The organism is Tistlia consotensis USBA 355, from assembly GCF_900177295.1.
GTDB lineage: Bacteria > Pseudomonadota > Alphaproteobacteria > Kiloniellales > DSM-21159 > Tistlia > Tistlia consotensis.
This window is the reverse complement of the sequence record NZ_FWZX01000001.1, coordinates 448,984-468,924: the sequence shown is the minus strand read 5'-3', so window position 1 is coordinate 468,924 and position 19,941 is coordinate 448,984. Positions and strand designations below refer to the sequence as shown.

Here is a 19,941-nt window from a genome sequence, read left to right as displayed (position 1 = left end):
GCGCCGGCCACTCTTGCCGCATGCCCGCCGCCGACCTCGACTCGCTCTCGCGCCTCGCCGTCGCCCTGGCCGCCGGCCTGCTGATCGGGCTGGAGCGCGGCTGGCACGCGCGCGCCCTCGCCGAGGGCGAGCGGGTCGCGGGCTTCCGCACCTTCGGCCTGATCGGCCTGCTCGGCGGTCTCGCCAGCCTGCTCGGCCAGAGCCAGGGCCTGCCGGTGCTGGCCGCCGGCTTCCTGGCGCTGGGCGCGGTGCTGGCCGCGGGCTACTGGCGCGGCACCGCGGCCAGCCACGACCTCTCGGCGACCAGCGCGGTCGCCGCCCTGGTGACTTTCGGCCTGGGGGCGGCGGCCGGCGAGGGCGAACTGGAGGTCGCCGGCGCCGGCGCCGTGATCGTCGCCCTGCTGCTCGGCACCAAGCCACAGCTGCACCGCCTGGTCGAGCGGCTCGAGCAGGCCGAGCTGCTGGCCGTGCTCAAGCTGCTGCTGATGTCGGTCGTGCTGCTGCCGGTACTGCCGGACCGCGGGCTCGGCCCCTGGAACGCGCTCAACCCCTACCGCATCTGGTGGATGGTCGTGCTGATCGCCGGGCTGTCGTCGATCGGCTACTTCGCGATCCGGCTCGCCGGGCCGCGCCGCGGCATCCTGCTGACCGGCCTGCTCGGCGGGCTCGCCTCCTCGACCGCGACCACCGTGACCCTGGCGCGGCGGGCGGCGCCCGCCGCGCGCCCCGCGATGCCCGGCCGGCCGGACGGCCAGGCCCGGCTGATCGCCGCAGGCATCCTGCTGGCCTGCGCCGTCATGTTCCCGCGCATGCTGCTGGTCGCCGCGGTGATCGCGCCGGCCCTGCTGCCCGTGCTCGCGGTGCCCCTGGCCGTCGCCGGGGTCGTCGCAGCCGCGGTCGGCCTCTGGGCGGCGGGCCGCGAGCCGGCCGAGGGCCCGTCCGCCGCGGCCGGGCTGAAGCCGGAGAACCCTTTCGAGTTCGGCACGGCGCTGAAGTTCGGCCTGCTGCTCGCGGGGATCCTGCTGTTGACGGCCGCGCTGCGCCGCTGGATCGGCGACGAGGCGCTCTATCTGATCGCCGCGGTCTCGGGCCTCGCCGACGTCGACGCCGTGACGCTGTCCTTCTCGGCGCTGGTCGCCGACGGCCGGACCCCGGCGCTGCTGGCCGGTGGCGCGATCCTGCTGGTCGGGGCGGTCAACACGCTGGTCAAGGCCGCCTTCGGCATCGCCCTCAGCCGCGGCCGGCTCACGGCCTGGCTCGCCGGCGGCCTGGGTGGTGCGCTGCTGGCCGGCGCCGCCGCTGCCGCCGTCGAGCAGCTGCTTCTGCCGGCAGGGCCGTAGCCCGGCGCGGGCCGCCGGCTACTCGAACCCGAGAACCTTCGCGACGTCGCTGAAGTCGACCAGCAGCAGGAACAGCAGGGCGACGATCGCGAGGCCCAGGATCGGCGTGTACCAGGGCACCGGCACGGGGTTGCTGGCGCCGCAGGCCTCGCAGCGGCTGTCGTCGACGCCGAGCTCGGCGTGGCACTTGCGGCAGAGCCTGCGGGTCGCGGGGTGTCGGGTCATGGGGCGGCGGCTCACGGCGGGCTCACGAGCACTTCGAATGGCCGCAGTTGGTGCAGAGGTCGCAGCCTTCCTGGCGCACCAGCGCGGCGGCGCCGCACTTCGGGCACTGGCCCGCGAGGCGCCGGCGCTCGGCGGCCGGCGGGGCCTCCTCCGTGTCCTCGCCGGCGAGGCGGCGGACCTGGTCGGCCAGGGGGGCGTTCTCGCGCGGCGCCAGGAAGCCGATGTCGATCATGTGGCGCTCGATGACGCCGCCGATCGCGGCCAGCAGCGAAGGCACGTAGCGGCCGCCCAGCCAGGCGCCGCCGCGCGGGTCGAAGACCGCCTTCAGCTCCTCGACGACGAAGGAGACGTCGCCGCCGCGCCGGAACACCGCCGAGATCATCCGGGTCAGCGCCACGGTCCAGGCGTAGTGCTCCATGTTCTTGGAGTTGATGAAGACCTCGAAGGGCCGGCGCCGGCCGTCCTGCACGATGTCGTTGACCGTGATGTAGATCGCGTGGTCGCTCTCCGGCCAGGTCAGCTTGTAGGTCCGGCCGGGCAAGGCCTCGGGGCGCGCCAGCGGCTCGGTCAGGTGCACGACCGCGCCCTCGGCCGGCCGCGGCACCGCGGCGACGACGGGCGCCGCGCCGCTCTCGACCTCCAGCACGGCGCCGCGGAGCTCGCTCGGCCGGTAGGTCGTGCAGCCCTTGCAGCCGAGCTCGTAGGCCGAGAGGTAGACGTCCTTGAAGGCCTCGAAGCTCATGTCGGCCGGCAGGTTGATGGTCTTCGAGACCGAGGAGTCGATGAAGCGCTGCACCGTCGCCTGCATGACCAGGTGCGCCGCAGGCTCCAGGGACTGGGCGTCGACGAAGGCCTCGCCGGGCGCCGCCTCGGCGCCGAAGCGCTCGCGGAACAGGCGGTAGGCGTGGTCGGTCACCTTCTCGGCGAGGCGCGAGCCGTCGGGCTGGCGGATCTGGCGCTTGTACTCGAAGGCGAAGACCGGCTCGAGGCCCGAGGAGACGTTGTCGGCGAGCAGCGAGATCGTGCCGGTCGGCGCCACCGAGGTGACGAGGCCGTTGCGGATGCCGTAGCGGCCGATCGCCTCGCGGACCTCGGGCTCCAGCTCCTGGACCGTCTCGCCGGCCAGGAAGGGGTCGCGCTCGAACAGCGGGAAGGCGCCCTTCTCGGCGGCGAGGTCGCTGGAGGCGAGGTAGGCGGCGCGGCGCAGCACGCGCAGCCACTGCTCGCTGCGCTCGACCGCGGCCTGGCTGCCGTAGCGCAGGCCGCAGAGGATCAGCGCGTCGGCGAGGCCCGTGATGCCGAGGCCGATGCGCCGCTTGGCCTGGGCCTCCGCGCGCTGCGCCTCGAGCGGGAAGCGCGAGGCCTCGATCGCGTTGTCGAGCATGCGGACCGCGACTGGCACCAGTTGCTCCAGGGCCTCCAGGTCAAGGTCGGCCTCGGGCTCGAAGGGATGCCGGACCAGGGCCGCCAGGTTGATCGAGCCGAGCAGGCAGGCGCCGTAGGGCGGCAGGGGCTGCTCGCCGCAGGGGTTGGTCGCGCGGATCTCCTCGCAGTAGTGCAGGTTGTTGCGGCGGTTGATCCGGTCGATGAAGATCACGCCCGGCTCCGAGGCCTCGTAGGTCGCGTGCATGACCTGGTCCCAGAGCGCGCGCGCCTTGAGCGTCCGGCAGGTCCTGCCGTCGAAGACCAGTGGCCAGTCGGCGTCCTCGCGCAGCGCCGTCATGAAGGCGTCGGTGACCAGCACCGAGAGGTTGAAGTTGGTCAGGCGCCCGGCGGTGCGCTTGGCCTCGACGAAGGCCTCGATGTCGGGATGGTCGCAGCGCAGGGTCGCCATCATCGCGCCACGCCGGCTGCCCGCCGACATGATGGTCGCGCACATCGCGTCCCAGACGTCCATGAAGGACAGCGGGCCCGAGGCGTCGGCGCCGACCCCGGCGACCGGGGCGCCGCGCGGGCGCAGGGTCGAAAAGTCGTAGCCGATGCCGCCGCCCTGCTGCAGGGTCAGCGCCGCCTCGCGCAGGTGGCTGAAGATCCCGCCCATGTCGTCGGGGATCGTGCCCATGACGAAGCAGTTGAAGAGGGTGACGTTGCGTTCGGTCCCGGCGCCGGCCAGGATCCGGCCGGCCGGCAGGAAGCGGAAGCCCTCGAGCGCCTCGTAGAAGCGCTGCTCCCACTGGGCGGGCGTGCGCTCGACGGCGGCCAGGGCCCTGGCGACCCGCCGCCAGCTGTCCTCGATCGTCCGGTCGAGCGGCTCGCCCTCGGGCGTCTTCAGGCGGTACTTGGCGTCCCAGACCTGTTCGGAGATCGACGAAAGCGCCATCGGGCCGTTGCGCTCCGCGCTGCCTGCAGGACCGGAAAGGTAGGCGCGCCGCCCCGGCGAATCAACGTTCTTCCTTCGTTCGAGGGCGCTACTTCAGGATCAGGCTGTCCTGCGCGACGACGGTGCCTTTGGCGTCGAGCCGCTGCCAGTCGCACTTCAGGTAGCTGAGGTCGGCCGGCGAGTTCTGGCAGCTGAAGCGCGACACCTCCTGGCGGAAGATCACCTCGGCGGTCTCGCCGAGCCGGGCGACGAGGTAGGGGCAGCCGCTGCCCGGCGGCCGGCTGGCCGGGCAGGGGCCGGGATAGATGTGGTAGCCGACGCCGCTCTGCACCGCGACGAGGCCGAAGGGCAGCGGCAGCCAGTCGGCCATCGGTTCCGAGCGGTAGATCACCGCCGTGCCCTTCGGCGTGACGTAGCGGCCGACGAGACGCCGCTCGCCGCCCGACTGGACCAGCCAGTACCGGCAGCAGGGCAGATCGATCACCGGCGGGCCCTCGGGCAGCGCCTGCCAGCTCTTCAGGAACTCGTCGTAGGCCAGGCGCGCCCTGACCAGGTTGTCCCGCGCCTTGCGGCTGGCCTGCTCGACCGCCCTGGTCAGGACCTCGCGGGCGTAGCGCAGCTCCAGCATGCGCCCGACGTAGGCGACCGCCTCCTCGTCGAGGGCGCGGGCGACGTCGCCCGGCTTGGCGACCTCGGCCAGCAGGCGCTTCAGCGTCGCCTCGACCGCGGTCAGGCCGGCGCTGTCCAGGTAGCCGCCGGCGTCGCGGTAGCGCTCGTTGAGCTTGGTGATGTCGTACATCAGGCCCGACAGTGCCGCCGGCGGGTCGCCGCTGACCTCGACGTCGATGGTCCGGGCGAAGCGCGGCGTGCCGCCCTGGCCCGCGTGGTGGATCAGGTAGGGCCGGCCGTAGGGCCAGTTGCCGGGCGCCCGGTAGGTCACGCGGATCGCCTTGCCGGCCGCCTCGGCGGTCAGCGTACGGCTCGCCTTGGCGAAGTCGGGCTTGTCCCAGGTGAGGTCGTGGGCCGGATAGATGGCCCGCTTCTTGACCTCGGCCAGCACCGGATGGGGGACCACGTAGCGCAGCTCCGACCAGACCTGGGCATGGCTCTCGCCGGCTGCGCGCTGGGCGCGGTAGTCGGCGTAGAGCCGGTCGACCAGGGTCGGGATGAAGTACTGGGAGTGGACGAAGTCGCCGGCCGCGACGGCGACCTGGAAGGCCGTCGTGATGGTCGCCAGCGGCAGGTTGCCGGCGGCCTGCCACTCGCCGAGCATGAAGCCGGCGCCGTACTCGCCGAAGGTCTTGAAGGCGCCCCAGGCGTCGCCCTTCGACAGCTGCTGGTGGATGATGATCGCGTTGACGCTGTCCTTGGTCACGGTCAGCCAGGCCGGCGCGCTGCCCAGGAAAGCGTTCCAGGCCTCCGCCGTGCCGGCCATCGCCTGGCCGGAGTAGCTGGCCATGTCGGCCAGGGTGACCTGCTGCTTCAGCGGTACGCCCTGGGAGAGCGCCGGGGCGGCCGGCGCGGCCAGGCCGGCGGCCAGCAGCAGGGCGCAGAGGCAAGATCGCATTGCCGTCGCTCCTCGCGGGTGGGGCGGGAGCCGCCAGATTTCCGGGCGGACGTGCCGGCGTCCTTGGCCCAGATCAATCCGGCCTGACTTCGCCCCCGCCTTCGGCGACCAGCCGCTCCGTGGCCGGCTCGATGCGTGCCTCCAGCTCGGCGAGGAACTGCCGGCGCGGCAGGCCCGGCGGGATCGGCTCCAGGAACTCCAGGACGATCCGGCCCGGCCGGCGCAGGAACGACTTGCGCGGCCAGAACAGGCCCGAGTTGAGGGCGACCGGCACGACCGGCACGCCGAGCTCGCCGTAGAGCGCGGCGACGCCGGGCTGGTAGGGCCGGTGGGCACCGGGCGCGGTGCGCGTGCCCTCGGGATAGATCACCAGGGGCCGGCCCTCCCCGCCGACGATACGCCGCGCCGCCTTGAGCAGCCGGCGCAGCGCCGCGCCGCCGCCCTTGCGGTCGACCGCGACCATGCGCAGGCGCCACATGATCCAGCCGAAGAAGGGGACCAGCAGCAGCTCGCGCTTCAGCACGTAGGCCGGATCGGGGACGAGCAGCGGGAAGATCAGCGTGTCCCAGGCCGACTGGTGCTTGCTGGCGATCAGCACGGCGCTGTCCGCCGGCAGCCGCTCGCGGCCCCGGACCTCCCAGGTCAGGCCGCAGAGATGCTCCATCATGAACAGGATGCCGTGCACCCAGAGCCGCCCGCCGGCGTAGAGCCAGCGCCAGGGCAGCAGGAAGGCCGGCAGCAGGGCGATGCCGATCGCGATCAGCCAGAGGTGGTAGCAGAGCTGGAACAGCGCCGAGCGAAGGATCAGGCCGGCGCTTGTCTTGTCGCTCACGATGCGGCGATCCCGTCCATGCCGCCGGGCACCAGGCCGACGACCAGCGCGGCCAGGTACTTGACGTACTCGGTCATCAGCAGCAGGGCGCTGCGCGGGCTGAACCACCAGTGCTCGCGGAAGCCCTCGGGGAAGACCGGATGCGGCAGGATCCTGGCCTCGGGCAGGGCGCGGCGGAACTCCAGCAGGCTGCGCGGCATGTGGTAGGCGCCGGTGACCAGGCGCAGGCTGGTCAGGCCCTCCTTGCGCATCCACTCGGCGGCCTCGCGGGCGTTGCCGTGGGTGTCCTCGGCGTCGTAGCCGAGCGCGATGCAGCAGGCCAGCTCGTCGGGCGCGCCCTGGCTGAGGCGCAGCAGCTCGCTGACCTCGACGCCGCGGTAGACGCCGGAGACGAAGAGCTTGCGCGCGGCGCCGGCGGCCAGCAGCTCGAAGCCGACCTTGATGCGCTCGCTGCCGCCGGTCAGCACGACGATGGCGTCGGTGCGCTCGCTGGGCGGCGGCGTCTCGGACGACAGGCCGAGCGCGAAGGCGACGAAGCCGCCGAGGAACAGCGCGGCCAGGGCGAGCAGCGGCGCCAGCAGGCGCAGCGGCCTCCTGCGCTGCCGGGCGGGAGGGCCGGGGGGCGGCGGATCGCAGGCCGGCGCGCTCATGGTCAGGGCAGGCGGGTCAGGGTGCGCAGCACGGTCCAGCGCGCAGTCAGGGCGGCGACCGCCACCGCCAGCGGCGGCAGCACCAGCAGGGCCGCCCAGTCGACCGGCGTCGGCGAGAAGCTCGGCAGCAGGCCGGCGCCGCCGCTCTGCACGACCCGCTCCAGGGCGTAGAGCACCAGCCCCGCCGCGACCAGCCCGACCAGGCCGCCGCGCAGCGCCAGCCGCGCGGCGTTGCCCTGGAACTGGCCGGCGACGTAGCGGTCCCGGGCGCCCATCAGGTGCAGCAGCTCGATGGTCTGGCGGTGCACCGACAGGCCGGTGCGGGTGACGAAGATCAGCGTCAGGATAGTCGCCGCGCCGACCAGCACGACGACCGCCAGGGCGATCAGCTGCAGCGAGCGGGCGAAGGAGATCAGGGCGCCGAGGTAGCGCTGGTGGTCGTCGAGGTGGGCGGCCGGGATCTCCTTCTCCAGGCGCTCCGCGAGGCCGGGCGGCACGCCCTCGACGCCGGGGTCGAGGGTGACGTCGATCAGCATCGGCAGCGGCAGGCTCTCCTCGTAGGCACTGGCGCCGAGCCAGGGCTCGAGCAGGGCGCCGAGCTGCTTGCGGTCGAGCACCTCGACGCTGGCGACCCCCTTGCTGGCGGTCAGCAGGTCGAGCACCAGGCCGACCCGGGTCTTTGTCTCCTCGGCGTTCTGGCCGGGCATGACCTGGACGGTCAGCTTGCCGGCCAGTCCGCTGTCCCAGCGCGCCGCCAGGCGGTTGGCGCCGAGCCCGCCGACCAGGGCGAGGCCGGCCAGGAAGACCAGGAAGGCGATCAGCCAGGGCAGGTAGCGGGCCGAGGCGTCGTTGGCCAGCGGCAGGTCGCGCCGGCGGCGCCGGCGCGACCCGGGCGGCCGGGCGGCCGGACGACCGGCCGGCGGCGTCTTCTCCCCGCGCGGCGCCACGGCTCAGGCCGTCCCGTCGGCGGCGGCTTCGGCCGGCACCAGGCGCAGCGTGCCGCCTTCCAGGCGCAGCCGCGGGTGCTGGAAGCGCCCGACCAGGGTCTCGTTGTGGGTCGCCACGACGACCGTCGTGCCGTTGCGGTGCATCTCCTCGAACAGGAACATCAGGCGCATGGCGATGCGGTCGTCGACGTTGCCGGTCGGCTCGTCGGCGAGCAGCAGGCTCGGCCGCCCGACCACGGCGCGGGCGATGGCGACGCGCTGCTGCTGGCCGCCCGACAGCGTCGCCGGCAGCGCGTCCAGGCAGTCGGCCAGGCCGACCCAGGACAGCAGCTCGCTGACCTTGGAGTCGATCGCGCCCGGCCGCTCGCCGACCAGATGGAGCGGCAGGGCGACGTTCTCGAAGGCGGTCAGGTGGCCGATCAAGCGGAAATCCTGGAACACGACGCCCATGCGCCGGCGCATCAGGGCGCGATCCTCGCGGCCCAGTCTGGCGACATCGCGGCCGAACAGCATCAGCCGGCCGCGGGTCGGGCGCTGGCCGAGGTTGAGCAGGCGCAGGAACGAGGACTTGCCGGCGCCGCTCTGGCCGACCAGGAAATGGAAGGAGCCCGGCTCCAGGTGGCTGGTGACGCCGCTCAAGACCTCCGGCCCCTGGCCGTACCGCAAGGCAACGTCGTCCAAACGAACCAAGGGGCCTGTCCTCCTGGCGGCGCGGGCGGTGCGGGGGGCGCCGGGAATCGCCACGACCGGGTCGCCCGTCCGGATCACCTGGATAGCAAGGGCCGGGATCGCTCCACAAGGGCCAGCCCCGCCGCGGCGTCGGGCCGGCGGCTCGGCCTCGAAGCCGACACCGGCCGGCCTTGCTAACGCGCGAGTCGCAGTCTTATAAGGGATTCCGCCCGCCCGCGTCGCTCCGCGTGCCCACTAGACGGACTGTCCGCCCGGCCCATGGAAATCGCTTGCCCAAACTGTGCGAAGCGCTTCCGCGTGCCGACCGAGAAGCTCGCCCCCAACGGGCGCAAGGTGCGCTGCGCGGCCTGCGGCCACGTCTGGCACCAGCCGGCGCCGGAGGGCGCCGCACCGGCGCAGCCGGCGCCCGGGCCGGCCGCCGCCCCGCCCGCCCCGGCCCGGCCGGCCGCGCCGAAGCCCGCCGCGGCCGAATCGGCGGAGCAGTGGCCGCGCGACCCGCATCGCGCCGAGCCGGCCTACGACCGGCCGCCGATCTTCGACGAGCCCCATTTCGGAGAGCCGCGGCGCTTCGAGCTGGCCGGCGACGGCGACTATGCGCGGCTGTCGCGCGGCCGGTCGCGCGTCGTCCTCCTGCTCGGCTGGCTGCTGCTGCTGCTGGTCGTCGCCGCGCTGCTCGGCGGCGGCTGGTACTACCGTAACCAGGTCGTCGCCACCGTGCCGGAGCTGCAGCAGATCTACGACCTGCTCGGCGTGCCCCTGGAGAACGGGCATCCGGGGGTCGCGCTCAGGGACGTCACGACCCAGCTCAACACGGTCGACGGCAGCCGGGTGATGACGATCACCGGCTCGGTGGTCAACATCGGCGACGAGGAGCGCAAGGTCCCGCTGCTGGTCGCCACGGTGACGGACAAGACCGGCGCCGTGCTGGTCGAATGGCGTTTCGAGGCCGGCAAGGCCCTGCTTGCGCCGGGCGAGAAGGTCGCCTTCGAGACCAAGCGCGAGGCGATCCCGCGCGGCGAGCTCAGCGTCCGGGTCGACTTCGTCCTGCACTGACGGCGGGTGACGGCCGGGCCGCGCGCCACCGTCGCGGACGTCCGGGGCCGTCTCGCCGATTTCTTGGCTCGAATTCGCCGCTAATATAGGCTTTCTTTGCGGCGGGCAGGCCTGGGGGCCGCCCCCCGCCGCCGGCCCGGCCGGTGCTCCGGTCCTCCGTTCGCTTGGGAACAGCCGATGGTCCGCATCCTGGTCGCCGAGGACGACGAAGCCGTCCGGACGTTCGTCACCCGGGCGCTGGAGTTGCGCGGCTTCCAGGTGACCGCGGTCAACGACGGCCTGCAGGCGCTCGAGAGCCTGAAGGACGACAGCTTCGACCTGCTGGTCACAGACATCGTCATGCCCGGCCTCGACGGCATCGGCCTGGCGCTCAAGGTGACGCGCGACCACCCGGACCTGCCGGTCTTGCTGATGACCGGCTATTCGGCTGAGCGCCAGCGCGCCCACAATCTCGACGAGCTGATCGCCGAGGTCGTGGTCAAGCCCTTCACCCTGAAGCAGATCTGCGACGCCGCCGAGTCGGCGCTCGGGCTGCGCCGCGAGATGACCGCGCCGCGCTGAGCGGCCGCGGCCCTGTGGCCGCGGCCTGTCGGCTCAGAACTGGCGGAGCAGGCGGTCGAGGTAGTCGAGCTCGACCGGAGGCCGGTCGACCTCCTCGCGGCGCCGGCGCAGCTCGTCGAGGATCTCGCGGGCGCGGCGCAGCTCCGAGCCGGTCGGGATCTGCACCCGGTCGTTGCCCTCCAGGCCCTGGCCCTGGGGGCCGCGGCCGAAGGGGTCGCGGCCCTCGCCGGGCCGCTCGCCGGCCTGGTTGCCCTCCTTGCCCTGACCCTTGCGCATCTGCTGCGCGAAGCTCTCCAGCATCGTCTCCAGGCCCTGCTGCAGCTGGTCGAGGGCGTCGGCCTGCGGCTGCACGGCGTTGCCCGGCTGGTCCTGCTTCAGGGCATCGCGGGCGTCGCGCATCGACTGCTCGGCCTGGCCGAGCGAGCGCGGGATCTCGCCGGTCATGTCGCCGAACTTGCGCATCATGCCGCCGAGCTGGCGGCGCAGCGCCTCCTGGTCCTGGGCGTCGCCGGCGTTCGAGCTGCGGCCGGGGTCCTTGCCCTGGTCCTTGCCGTCGCCGGGCTGCTGCAGCTGCTGGCGCTTGCCCTGCTGCGAGCGCTGGAAGCTGCGGTCCATCAGCTCCTGCTGCCGGCGCATCATCTCCTGCAGGCTCTGCATCATCTGCTGCGCCTTCTGGGCCTGCTGGTTCATGCGCTGCTGCATCGGCATGGCCTGCAGGTTCTCCAGCATCTGCTGCAGCTGGGCGAGCAGCTCGCGGGCCTTGTCGCGGTCGCCGGCCTTGGCCAGCTGGCGCGCCTGCTCGATCATCTTCTGCAGGTCGTCGCGCTGCAGCACCTGGGCGTCGGGCGGCAGCGGCTGGTTCTCCGCGGGCGGCTGCTGGCCGGCCTGCTTCATGGCCTGCTCGGCCATCTGGCGCAGGAACTCGTCGAGCGCCTGCTGCACCTCGTTCATCAGCCGGTCGATCTCCTCGTCCGGCGCGCCCTTCTCCAGGGCGTCCATCAGCTGCTGCTGCAGGTTGCGCAGGCGGCGCTCGGCCAGCGCCACCTCGCCCTCCTCGATGTGCAGGGCGGTGTCCCAGAGCAGCTCCTGGACCTCGCCGATCGCGGTCGGCTCGTGGTCGTGCACCAGCCGGCGCTCGGCGACGACCAGCGCCAGGGCGACGACCAGGTCGTTGGCGAAGTGCTCCGGCCGCCGGCTGAGCGCGGTCAGCCCCTCGATCACCGGCATGCGCTGCTCCGGGTGCAGCGTCAGCTGCTTGCGCAGCTCGATCAGGCGGCGCGCCACCGGATGCTGAAAGACGCGCTCCGGCATGACCATCTGGAAGGCTTCCGTGGTGCCGGTCTGGCCGGTCGCGTCGCGCGCCTCGAGCTGCACCGTGACCGGGATGCCGGCCCAGGGATGGGGCGTCAGGTCCCGGTAGGCCGTGCCCTCGCTCTGCTTGACCTCGCCGCTCGGCAGGCCGAGGTCGAAGCTGAGCGGCGGGCCGTCCGGCTTGTCGACGCGCCGGATGACCGCCTGCAGACCGACCAGGCCGTAGTCGTCGGCCGCCCGGTAGGCCAGCTCCAGGGCACCGCGGCGGGCCGGCGCCGGGGGCTTGAGGTACTCGACCGAGGGCGCGTGGTCGGGCAGGACGTGCAGGGTCCAGGCGCCGAGCGTCCGCTCGCCGCGCCGGATCTCCAGCGGCAGGTCGCTGGCCTCGGCGCCGGTCTCGATCGACCGCTGCAGGCGCAGGCTGCCGGCGTCGTAGCGCTGGAACGGCGTCTCGGCGCCGCCGAGGCTCATCACCGCGTCGCCGCGGCCGCCCTGGACCTGGGCCAGCAGGGCGCTGCCGGTCGGCACCTCAATCGTCCCGTCCGCGGCCTTCGCCGGGTCGAGATAGCGCGGCGGCTGGCCGGTGTAGGACGGCGGGTTGAGCCAGACGTCGAGCTGGGTCGGCAGGCTGGCCTCGGTGGCGCCGAGGCTGGGCGTCACCGCGCTCGACAGGCGGAAGCGCCAGTCGCCGCCGCCGACGACCAGGCCGATGACCAGCAGCAGACCGACCGCGGCGCGCAGGGCGAAGCCGTCGACGCGGGCCCAGCCGGCGGCCGGCGGGGCGACCCGCAGCCGCCGCAGCTGCTCGGCGAGGCGCCGCCGGTGGGCGCGCCACAGCGCCTGGGCATCGGGATCGGCCGGATCGGTGGCCAGGCTGTCCTCGAGCGCCTGCAGCGGCCGGTGCGCGACGCCGCTGTCGCGCTCGAGCCGGCGCCGCGCCGCCTCGCGCCCCGGCAGGCGCACGCGCCGGGCGGCCCAGGCCAGGCTGGCCGCCGCGGCGAGCGCGAAGCCGACCAGAACCGCCAGGTGCAGCCAGCCGCCGAGATCCGACAGCAGGTCCATCAGGGCGAGCGCCAGGAACAGGCCGACGACGCAGCCGAAGGGGAAGAGCGCCGGCCAGAGGCTCTCCCAGAACAGCGCGGCCCGGCTCAGGGCGAGCCGCAGCCGGTAGCCGCGCAGGGGAAGGTCGGACTGCTGCTCGTCGGATCGCGGGGCGCGCCTGCCCGCCGTCGGGGTCCGGTCGGCGCCGGGTCGGTCGGTTCGGAAGCGGTCGGGCCGCTGTTCGCTCACCTGGTCGCTCGCTCTGCCGCTCTCGGGGCTCGCCTCTGGTATCGCGTCACCGTCACCTCGTCCGGCCGGACTCCTCCAGCCAGGCCGGCAGCCGATCCTGGGCGATCATTGCGGCGTGATCGGGACGGGCCTTGATGACCGCGCTGTCGCCGCCTCTGACCATCACCTCGGGTGCCGGCAGTCTTGAATTATAGGTCGAAGACATGGTGGCGCCATAGGCCCCCGTGGAGAGGATCGCGATCAGGTCGCCCGGCGCCACCGGCGGCAGCAGGCGGTCGTGGGCGAAGATGTCGCCGCTCTCGCAGATCGGCCCGACCACGTCGACCGGCTCGAGGGCCGCGCCTGGCGCCGGCTCGGCGACCGGCACGATCTCGTGCCAGGCGTCGTAGAGCGTCGGCCGGATCAGGTCGTTCATCGCCGCGTCCAGGATCACGAAGCGCTTCGAGCGGCCCTGCTTGACGTAGAGCACGCGGGCCAGCAGCAGGCCGGCGTTGCCGACCAGGTAGCGGCCCGGCTCGAAGACCAGCGGTAGGCCGAGGCTTCCGACCGTGCGCTTGACCGCAGCGACGTAGGCGTCGAGCGGCAGGGCGGCGCTGCGGCCGTCCCGCGCCGGGCCGTAGGGGATGCCCATGCCGCCGCCGAGGTCGAGATGGCGCAGCCTCCAGCCCCCCGCGAGCACCTCGCGGGCCAGCTCGGCGAGGCGCGCGAAGGCGGCCTCGTAGGGCTCGGCGTGGACCAGCTGGGAGCCGATGTGCACCGCCAGTCCGTCGAGGCGCAGGTTCTTCAGGTCGCGCAGCAGCGCCAGCGTCGCCGGCATCTGGTCGATGTCGATGCCGAACTTGTTGCCGGCCTTGCCGGTCGCGATCTTGGCGTGGGTGCGCGCGTCGACGTCGGGGTTGACGCGCAGCGCCACGGGGGCCGTGCGGCCGAGCCGTCCGGCGACCGCGTCGAGCACCTTCAGCTCGTCGATCGATTCGGCGTTGAACTGCAGGATGCCGGTCTCCAGCGCGAAGGCCATCTCGGCCTCGGTCTTGCCGACCCCGGCGAAGACGATGCGCTCGGGCGGCACGCCGGCGGCGAGCGCCCGGCGCAGCTCGCCCTCGGAGACCACGTCGGCACCGGCGCCGAGCGCCGCGAAGCCGCGGATCACCGCGACGTGGGGGTTGGCCTTGACGGCGTAGCAGATTGTCGTCGGCAGGCCGACCGCCCCGAGTGCCGACGCGAGCGCCCGGTAGGTCGCCTGCATCGCGCCGCCGGCATAGACGTAGCAGGGCGTGCCGACCGCCTCGGCGATGCGTGCCAGCGGCACCTGCTCGGCCTGCAGGCCGCCGTCGCGGTAGACGAAGGCGGCCTCGGCCGGGTCGGCCGCGCCGCCGGCGCTGCTCTCGAGGACCGTGCTCACCGGGTCACCCTTCACTGGCTGCCATAGACCGTGGTGGTCGTGCGGCTTCCGTTCCAGCGCGGCAGCGTCTCGGGCTGCTTGAAGCCGCTGCGCGGCTCCAGCCCGCTGTTCACCTCGGCTTCCTTCGACAGCGGCGGCACCACGGTGTCGGGAGCCGGATACTGCTTCGGCCAGCTGTAGGCCGTGTGCTCGCCGAGCGGTGGCCTGAGGTCGCCCTTCCGGCCGCAGGCGGCGAGCAGCGCCAGGCAGACCAGGCCGGCGCAGAGCAGGCCGGTCCGGAGCGGGGCAGTCCGGAGCGGGGCAGTCCGGAGCGGGGCGTTCCGGAGCGGGGCGGGGCGCGTCACAGCCAGCGCTCCCGGGCGGCGGCGGCGGCTTCGCGCACGCGCTCCGGCGCCGTGCCGCCCAGCGAGACGCGGCTCGCCACGGCCTGTTCGGGTGTCAGCACGCTCAGCACTCCCTCGTGGATGCGCGGCTCTACCGAGCGCAGCTCGGCGAGCGGCAGGGCAGCCAGGTCGCAGCCGGCGGCCTCCGCCTTGGCGACCAGGCTGCCGGTGACGTGATGGGCTTCGCGGAACGGCAGCCCGAGCTCGCGGACCAGCCAGTCGGCGAGGTCGGTCGCGGTGATGAAGCCGGCCGACAGGGCCTTGCGCATGCGCTCGCGGTCGACCGCGAGGTCGCGCACCATGCCGGCGGTCGCGGCGATGCAGAGGTCGAGCGTGTCGACGGCGTCGAACACCGGCTCCTTGTCCTCCTGCATGTCCTTGCCGTAGGTCAGCGGCAGGCCCTTCATCACGATCAGCAGGGCGTTGAGGTCGCCGATCACCCGTCCGGCCTTGCCGCGCACCAGCTCGGCGGCGTCGGGGTTGCGCTTCTGCGGCATGATCGAGCTGCCAGTCGTGAAGGCGTCGCTGAGCCCGACGAAGCGGAAGCCCTCGGAGCACCAGAGCACCAGCTCCTCGGCGAAGCGCGACAGGTGCACGGCCAGGATCGAGAGCGCCGAGAGGAACTCCAGGGCGAAGTCGCGGTCCGAGACGGCGTCGATCGAGTTGGCCATCGGCCGGTCGAAGCCGAGCGCGCGGGCGGTCGCCTCGCGGTCGATCGGGAAGGAGGTGCCGGCCAGCGCCGCGGCGCCGAGCGGCGACTCGTTGAGCCGCTCGCGGCAGTCGGCGAGGCGCCCGCGGTCGCGCCCGAGCATCTCGACATAGGCCAGCAGGTGGTGGCCGAAGGTCACCGGCTGGGCCGCCTGCAGGTGGGTGTAGCCCGGCATCAGCGTGCCGGCCTCCTGCTCGGCGCGGCCGATGAGCGCGGCCTGCAGGTCGCGCAGCCGCTCGTCGAGCCCGTCGAGCGCGTCGCGCACCCAGAGGCGGAAGTCGGTCGCGACCTGGTCGTTGCGCGAGCGCGCCGTGTGCAGACGGCCGGCCGGCTCGCCGACGATCTCCTTGAGGCGCGCCTCGACGTTCATGTGGATGTCTTCGAGCGCGCGCGAAAAGGTGAAGCGGCCCTCCTCGATTTCCGCCAGCACCTGGTCTAGACCCCGGTGGATGGCCGCGCCATCTTCGGCCGAGACGATGCCCTGGGCGACCAGCATCGCGGCATGGGCCTGGCTGGCGCGGATGTCCTGGCGATAGAAGCGGCGGTCGATGTCGATCGAGGCGTTGATCGCCTCCATCACGCGGTCGGCGCCGCCGGCGAAGCGGCCGCCCCACATGCTGTTCGCCGCGCTCCCGGCGGTCCGGGGCGAAGCGGCGGTCTCGGTCGGCTTGATGGCGCTCATGACGAGGAGGTTTAACGGATGACGCGGCCCTTGAGAAAGCCTCTTCGCATGCTCGCCGTCGCGGCGCTGCTGCTGGCGCCGCTCGCGCCGGGGCCGGCCGCCGCGGCGAGCGGCTCGCTGGCCGACGGCTACGTCATCTACGAGCATGCCAGGCCGGTGCCCGATCTGCCCTTCAAGCAGCGGCTCGACGGCATGATCCGGGACGTCAGCCTCAAGGACTTCGCCGGCAAGGTCGTGGTGCTGAACTTCTGGGCGACCTGGTGCCCGCCCTGCGTCGCCGAGATGCCGTCGCTCGACCGGCTGCAGGGCGACCTCGGCGGCGAGGGGATCGTCGTGGTGGCGCTGTCCGAGGACCGCGGCGGCTTCGCCGTGGTCGATCCCTTCTATGCGGGCAAGGGGCTCTCGACGCTGGCGCGCTACAGCGATCCGGACGGCAGGCTGGCGCGCCACTTCGGCATCAAGGTGATGCCGACGACCATCCTGATCGGCCCCGACGGCATCCCGGTCGGCGAGATCGAGGGCGGTGCCGAGTGGGACTCGCCGGAGGCGAAGCGGTTGCTGCAGGCCCTGAAGAAGCACTGACCCGCCGGCAGTCGTCCACCGAGGGATCGCGGGATGCGACGCGGCGGGATGCAGGTCATTTTGTTCCCGTTATGTTTACTAGCACGGGAATAGGAGGCATCAGCCATGTCGTGCAATTCGGTCCTCGCGAACTACAGCGTCCCGACCCTCGGCTCCCAGCACATCGCCGCCGGGGCCACGGGCTCGGAAGTCACCCTGGTCTCGGCCCAGGACAACACCGCGGGCGTCCTCGTGGTGTGCGCGAGCATGATGGCGCTCGCGGAGGTGGGGCAGGGCAAGGTCGGCTGCTACCTGCGCAGCTCCAACGCCTTCCTCGTCCATGCCCTCGCCTGGGCGACCTCGACCGCCAGGGGCAGCGCCTCGGTCTGCGGCGGCCCCTTCATCGTGCCTGCCGGTGAGGAGGTGGTCATCGGCGGCGGGACGACCAACTGCGAGTACAACGTCAACTGGGAGGTCCTGAGCTGACCGCTCGGATGAGCTGACGTGACGCTCCGGGCCGGCGGCGCTGCCGTCGGCCCGGCGGCTTTGCCGAGAGAAGTCGGACGGGGCGGGCCGCAGGGGCGCTCAGCGCGTCGGGACCGGGGTCTCGGTGCTGTAGTCGTAGAAGCCGCGGCCGGACTTGCGGCCGACCCAGCCGGCCTCGACGTACTTCACCAGCAGCGGGCAGGGCCGGTACTTGGTGTCGGCGAGGCCGTCGTGCAGCACGTGCATGACCGCGAGGCAGGTGTCGAGGCCGATGAAGTCGGCCAGCTCGAGCGGGCCCATCGGGTGGTTGGCGCCGAGCCGCATCGCCGTGTCGATCGCGGTCACCGAGCCGACGCCCTCGTAGAGCGTGTAGACTGCCTCGTTGATCATCGGCAGCAGGATGCGGTTGACGATGAAGGCCGGGAAGTCCTCGGCGGCGACCGGCTGCTTGCCCAGCTTCACGGTCAGTTCGCGGATCGTCGAGAAGACCTTCTCGTCGGTCGCGATGCCGCGGATCAGCTCGACCAGCTGCATCACCGGCACCGGGTTCATGAAGTGCATGCCCATGAAGCGGGCCGGACGGTCGGTGACCGAGGCCAGGCGCGTCACCGAGATCGACGAGGTGTTGGTGCAGATCAGCGCGTCTTCCCGCAGCACCGGGCAGAGCTTCTGGAAGATCGAGCGCTTGATCTCCTCGTTCTCGGTCGCCGCCTCGATGACCAGCTCGCAGCCGCCGAAGGCGGAGAGCTCGGTCGCCGTCGAGATGCGCGCCAGCGTGGCGGCCTTGTCGGCCTCGCTGATCTTGCCGCGCTTGGCCTGCCGGTCGAGGTTGTGGTCGATGCCCTCGACCGCCTTGTCGAGCTGCGCCTGGCCCAGGTCCTGGAGCACGACGTCGTAGCCGGAGAGGGCGCAGACATGGGCGATGCCGCTGCCCATCTGGCCCGCGCCGATGATGCCGATGGTCTTGATCTCGGCGGGCAGTGGCGCGTTGCTCTGGTCGGACATGGCGGAGGGGTCTCTTTGCTGTCTGGCCGACGGGCGGCCGGCTGGTGGTCGGGCGGCGCGCTCCGGCTCAGGCCTTCGAGAGCTCGGCCTCGAGTTCCGGCACGGCCTGGAACAGGTCGGCGACCAGGCCGTAGTCGGCAACCTGGAAGATCGGCGCCTCCTCGTCCTTGTTGATCGCAACGATGACCTTGGAGTCCTTCATGCCGGCCAGGTGCTGGATGGCACCGGAGATGCCGACCGCGATGTAGAGCTCGGGCGCCACGACCTTGCCGGTCTGGCCGACCTGGTAGTCGTTCGGCACGAAGCCCGCGTCGACCGCCGCACGGCTGGCGCCGACCGCCGCGCCGAGCTTGTCGGCGATGCGCTCGAGCATCGCGAAGTTGTCGCCGGACTGCATGCCGCGGCCGCCGGAGATGATGACCCGCGCGCTGGTCAGCTCCGGCCGCTCCGACTTGGTCAGCTCCTGGCCGACGAAGCTGGACAGGCCCGCGTCGCCGGCCGAGCCGACCTCCTCGACCGCGGCGCTGCCGCCCTCGGCAGCGACGGCGTCGAAGGCCGTGCCGCGCACGGTGATCAGCTTCTTGGCGTCGGACGACTTGACCGTCGCCAGTGCGTTGCCGGCATAGATCGGCCGCACGAAGGTGTCGGCCTCGACGACCTCGCTGATGTCCGAGATGCCCTGGACGTCGAGCAGCGCCGCGGCGCGCGGCAGCACGTTGCGGCCGCCGGTCGTGGTCGGCGCCAGGATGTAGTCGTAGCCCCCGGCCAGCTTGACCAGCAGCGGGGCAACGTTCTCGGCCAGCTTGGCGCCGTACTCCGGCGCGTCGGCCTTCAGCACCTTGGCGACGCCCTCGATCTTCGCGGCCTCGGCGGCGGCGGCGGCGCAGTCGCTGCCGGCGACCAGGACGTGGATCTCGCCGCCGGCCTTGGCGGCGATCGCCTTGGCCGCGGCCACGACGTTCAGGGTGACCGGCTTGATCGAGGCGTTGTCGTGCTCGGCGTAGACCAGGATGCTCATGTGACGGCCCTATGGCTTGCTTGAAGGCGGGGGCTTGAGGTGGGACGGCGGCGCCGGGGGCGCTGCGCCCGGCGGCCTCCTCAGATGACCTTGGCTTCGTTCTTCAGCTTGTCGACCAGCTCGGCGACGCTGCCGACCTTGACGCCGGCCTGGCGCGCCGGCGGCTCGGTGACCTTGACGACGCTGAGGCGCGGCGCGGCGTCGACGCCGAGATCGGCCGGGCTCATCGTGTCGATCGGCTTCTTCTTCGCCTTCATGATGTTCGGCAGGCTGGCGTAGCGCGGCTCGTTGAGGCGCAGGTCGGCGGTCACGATCGCCGGCAGCTTGACCTTGATGGTCTCCAGGCCGCCGTCGATCTCGCGGGTCACGGTCAGCTCGCCGTCGGCCTTCTGGATCTTGCTGGCGTAGGTCGCCTGGCTCCAGCCGAGCAGCGCCGAGAGCATCTGGCCGGTCTGGCCGAAGTCGTTGTCGACCGCCTGCTTGCCGAGCAGCACCAGCTCGGGCTGCTCCTTGTCGACCACTGCCTTGAGGATCTTGGCGATGGCCAGCGGCTCGAGCGCCTCGTCGGACTGCACCAGGATGCCGCGGTCGGCCCCCATGGCGAGCGCCGTGCGGATCGTCTCCTGGCTCTGCTGCGGGCCGCAGGAGACCGCGACGATCTCGGTGGCGACGCCGGCCTCCTTCAGCCGCACCGCCTCTTCGACGGCGATCTCGCAGAAGGGGTTCATCGACATCTTGACGTTCTGCGTCTCGACGCCGGAACCGTCGGACTTGACGCGAACCTTGACGTAGGCGTCGATGACGCGCTTCACCGCGACCAGGACTTTCATGCTGCGTTCGATTCCATCCGCCGGAGGGAGCAGGCGGGGCGGAGGCCCCGTCACCATCCCGAAAGTGAGAGCTGGTGAT

The 19,941-nt window shown here is 72.7% G+C and carries 19 protein-coding genes; 5 read left to right on the top strand and 14 right to left on the bottom strand.

All coding sequences use genetic code 11. The features are described from left to right. The first annotated feature begins 20 nt into the window (after positions 1-20). Entirely contained in the window at positions 21-1,340 is a 1,320-nt protein-coding gene (locus B9O00_RS02145; RefSeq protein WP_085120772.1) for an MgtC/SapB family protein, read from the top strand. An 18-nt stretch (positions 1,341-1,358) separates the two neighbouring features. On the opposite strand, the gene B9O00_RS02140 is transcribed toward B9O00_RS02145, so the two are convergent. From B9O00_RS02140 to B9O00_RS02110, 7 genes are all read right to left on the bottom strand, one after another. Next, positions 1,359-1,565 (bottom strand): hypothetical protein, encoded by a 207-nt coding sequence (locus B9O00_RS02140; RefSeq protein ID WP_085120771.1) that lies wholly within the window; start codon positions 1,563-1,565, stop codon positions 1,359-1,361. A gap of 22 nt (positions 1,566-1,587) precedes the next feature. Then, positions 1,588-3,885, bottom strand: coding sequence for an adenosylcobalamin-dependent ribonucleoside-diphosphate reductase (locus B9O00_RS02135; RefSeq protein WP_085120770.1), 2,298 nt, complete (start codon positions 3,883-3,885; stop codon positions 1,588-1,590). An 88-nt stretch (positions 3,886-3,973) separates the two neighbouring features. Further along, positions 3,974-5,452 (bottom strand): hypothetical protein, encoded by a 1,479-nt coding sequence (locus tag B9O00_RS02130; protein WP_085120769.1) that lies wholly within the window; start codon positions 5,450-5,452, stop codon positions 3,974-3,976. A gap of 73 nt (positions 5,453-5,525) precedes the next feature. Then, positions 5,526-6,284 (bottom strand): lysophospholipid acyltransferase family protein, encoded by a 759-nt coding sequence (locus B9O00_RS02125; protein WP_085120768.1) that lies wholly within the window; start codon positions 6,282-6,284, stop codon positions 5,526-5,528. After that, positions 6,281-6,934, bottom strand: coding sequence for a YdcF family protein (locus tag B9O00_RS02120; protein WP_085120767.1), 654 nt, complete (start codon positions 6,932-6,934; stop codon positions 6,281-6,283). Before B9O00_RS02120 ends, B9O00_RS02125 begins: the two co-directional genes overlap by 4 nt. A gap of 2 nt (positions 6,935-6,936) precedes the next feature. Further along, positions 6,937-7,881, bottom strand: a complete 945-nt coding sequence (locus tag B9O00_RS02115) for a cell division protein FtsX (RefSeq protein WP_085120766.1) — start codon at positions 7,879-7,881, stop codon at positions 6,937-6,939. A 3-nt stretch (positions 7,882-7,884) separates the two neighbouring features. Next, complete coding sequence (locus B9O00_RS02110; protein ID WP_322111157.1) at positions 7,885-8,520, bottom strand: cell division ATP-binding protein FtsE; 636 nt, start codon at positions 8,518-8,520, stop codon at positions 7,885-7,887. A gap of 309 nt (positions 8,521-8,829) precedes the next feature. On the opposite strand from B9O00_RS02110, the gene B9O00_RS02105 reads away from it, so the two are divergent. Next, a complete protein-coding gene (locus B9O00_RS02105) occupies positions 8,830-9,624 on the top strand; it encodes a zinc-ribbon domain-containing protein (protein ID WP_085120764.1) in 795 nt (264 codons plus the stop codon). Positions 9,625-9,801: 177 nt separating this feature from the next. After that, positions 9,802-10,185, top strand: coding sequence for a response regulator (locus tag B9O00_RS02100; protein WP_085120763.1), 384 nt, complete (start codon positions 9,802-9,804; stop codon positions 10,183-10,185). A gap of 33 nt (positions 10,186-10,218) precedes the next feature. On the opposite strand, the gene B9O00_RS02095 is transcribed toward B9O00_RS02100, so the two are convergent. From B9O00_RS02095 to argH, 4 genes are read right to left on the bottom strand one after another with little or no spacing between them, the layout of a single operon-like run. After that, positions 10,219-12,786: a TIGR02302 family protein gene (locus B9O00_RS02095; protein ID WP_159460064.1), complete on the bottom strand. Its 2,568-nt coding sequence runs from the start codon at positions 12,784-12,786 to the stop codon at positions 10,219-10,221. 52 nt (positions 12,787-12,838) lie between these two features. Further along, positions 12,839-14,188 carry a diaminopimelate decarboxylase gene (gene lysA, locus B9O00_RS02090; protein ID WP_085121067.1) on the bottom strand — a complete coding sequence of 450 codons (1,350 nt, stop codon included), beginning with the start codon at positions 14,186-14,188 and terminating at the stop codon, positions 12,839-12,841. Positions 14,189-14,199: 11 nt separating this feature from the next. After that, complete coding sequence (locus B9O00_RS02085; protein ID WP_085120761.1) at positions 14,200-14,532, bottom strand: lipoprotein; 333 nt, start codon at positions 14,530-14,532, stop codon at positions 14,200-14,202. Next, positions 14,529-15,962, bottom strand: coding sequence for an argininosuccinate lyase (gene argH, locus B9O00_RS02080; protein WP_085120760.1), 1,434 nt, complete (start codon positions 15,960-15,962; stop codon positions 14,529-14,531). The genes B9O00_RS02085 and argH overlap by 4 nt, the downstream gene beginning before the upstream one ends. Before the next feature lie 30 nt (positions 15,963-15,992). Between argH and B9O00_RS02075 the strand changes: the two genes are divergently transcribed. Next, positions 15,993-16,544 (top strand): TlpA family protein disulfide reductase, encoded by a 552-nt coding sequence (locus B9O00_RS02075; RefSeq protein WP_218822765.1) that lies wholly within the window; start codon positions 15,993-15,995, stop codon positions 16,542-16,544. 105 nt (positions 16,545-16,649) lie between these two features. After that, positions 16,650-17,009, top strand: a complete 360-nt coding sequence (locus B9O00_RS02070; RefSeq protein ID WP_085120758.1) for a hypothetical protein — start codon at positions 16,650-16,652, stop codon at positions 17,007-17,009. Positions 17,010-17,108: 99 nt separating this feature from the next. Here the strand turns inward: B9O00_RS02070 and B9O00_RS02065 are convergent, their stop codons facing one another. The 3 genes from B9O00_RS02065 to B9O00_RS02055 all read right to left on the bottom strand — a co-directional run bounded on the left by B9O00_RS02065 (position 17,109) and on the right by B9O00_RS02055 (position 19,862). Next, positions 17,109-18,014, bottom strand: coding sequence for a 3-hydroxybutyryl-CoA dehydrogenase (locus tag B9O00_RS02065; RefSeq protein ID WP_085120757.1), 906 nt, complete (start codon positions 18,012-18,014; stop codon positions 17,109-17,111). 67 nt (positions 18,015-18,081) lie between these two features. Further along, a complete protein-coding gene (locus B9O00_RS02060) occupies positions 18,082-19,032 on the bottom strand; it encodes an electron transfer flavoprotein subunit alpha/FixB family protein (RefSeq protein WP_085120756.1) in 951 nt (316 codons plus the stop codon). An 80-nt stretch (positions 19,033-19,112) separates the two neighbouring features. Then, positions 19,113-19,862 carry an electron transfer flavoprotein subunit beta/FixA family protein gene (locus B9O00_RS02055; RefSeq protein WP_085120755.1) on the bottom strand — a complete coding sequence of 250 codons (750 nt, stop codon included), beginning with the start codon at positions 19,860-19,862 and terminating at the stop codon, positions 19,113-19,115. Positions 19,863-19,941 lie beyond the last annotated feature (79 nt).

Bases quoted from the DNA above. Each gene is read 5' to 3' on its own strand.
- B9O00_RS02070 (WP_085120758.1), top strand. From the start codon at position 16,650: ATGTCGTGCAATTCGGTCCTCGCGAACTACAGCGTCCCGACCCTCGGC.
- B9O00_RS02120 (WP_085120767.1), bottom strand. From the start codon at position 6,934: ATGAGCGCGCCGGCCTGCGATCCGCCGCCCCCCGGCCCTCCCGCCCGG.
- B9O00_RS02060 (WP_085120756.1), bottom strand. From the start codon at position 19,032: ATGAGCATCCTGGTCTACGCCGAGCACGACAACGCCTCGATCAAGCCG.
- B9O00_RS02065 (WP_085120757.1), bottom strand. From the start codon at position 18,014: ATGTCCGACCAGAGCAACGCGCCACTGCCCGCCGAGATCAAGACCATC.
- B9O00_RS02100 (WP_085120763.1), top strand. From the start codon at position 9,802: ATGGTCCGCATCCTGGTCGCCGAGGACGACGAAGCCGTCCGGACGTTC.
- B9O00_RS02135 (WP_085120770.1), bottom strand. From the start codon at position 3,885: ATGGCGCTTTCGTCGATCTCCGAACAGGTCTGGGACGCCAAGTACCGC.
- B9O00_RS02130 (WP_085120769.1), bottom strand. From the start codon at position 5,452: ATGCGATCTTGCCTCTGCGCCCTGCTGCTGGCCGCCGGCCTGGCCGCG.
- B9O00_RS02145 (WP_085120772.1), top strand. From the start codon at position 21: ATGCCCGCCGCCGACCTCGACTCGCTCTCGCGCCTCGCCGTCGCCCTG.
- B9O00_RS02055 (WP_085120755.1), bottom strand. From the start codon at position 19,862: ATGAAAGTCCTGGTCGCGGTGAAGCGCGTCATCGACGCCTACGTCAAG.
- B9O00_RS02105 (WP_085120764.1), top strand. From the start codon at position 8,830: ATGGAAATCGCTTGCCCAAACTGTGCGAAGCGCTTCCGCGTGCCGACC.
- B9O00_RS02140 (WP_085120771.1), bottom strand. From the start codon at position 1,565: ATGACCCGACACCCCGCGACCCGCAGGCTCTGCCGCAAGTGCCACGCC.
- argH (WP_085120760.1), bottom strand. From the start codon at position 15,962: ATGAGCGCCATCAAGCCGACCGAGACCGCCGCTTCGCCCCGGACCGCC.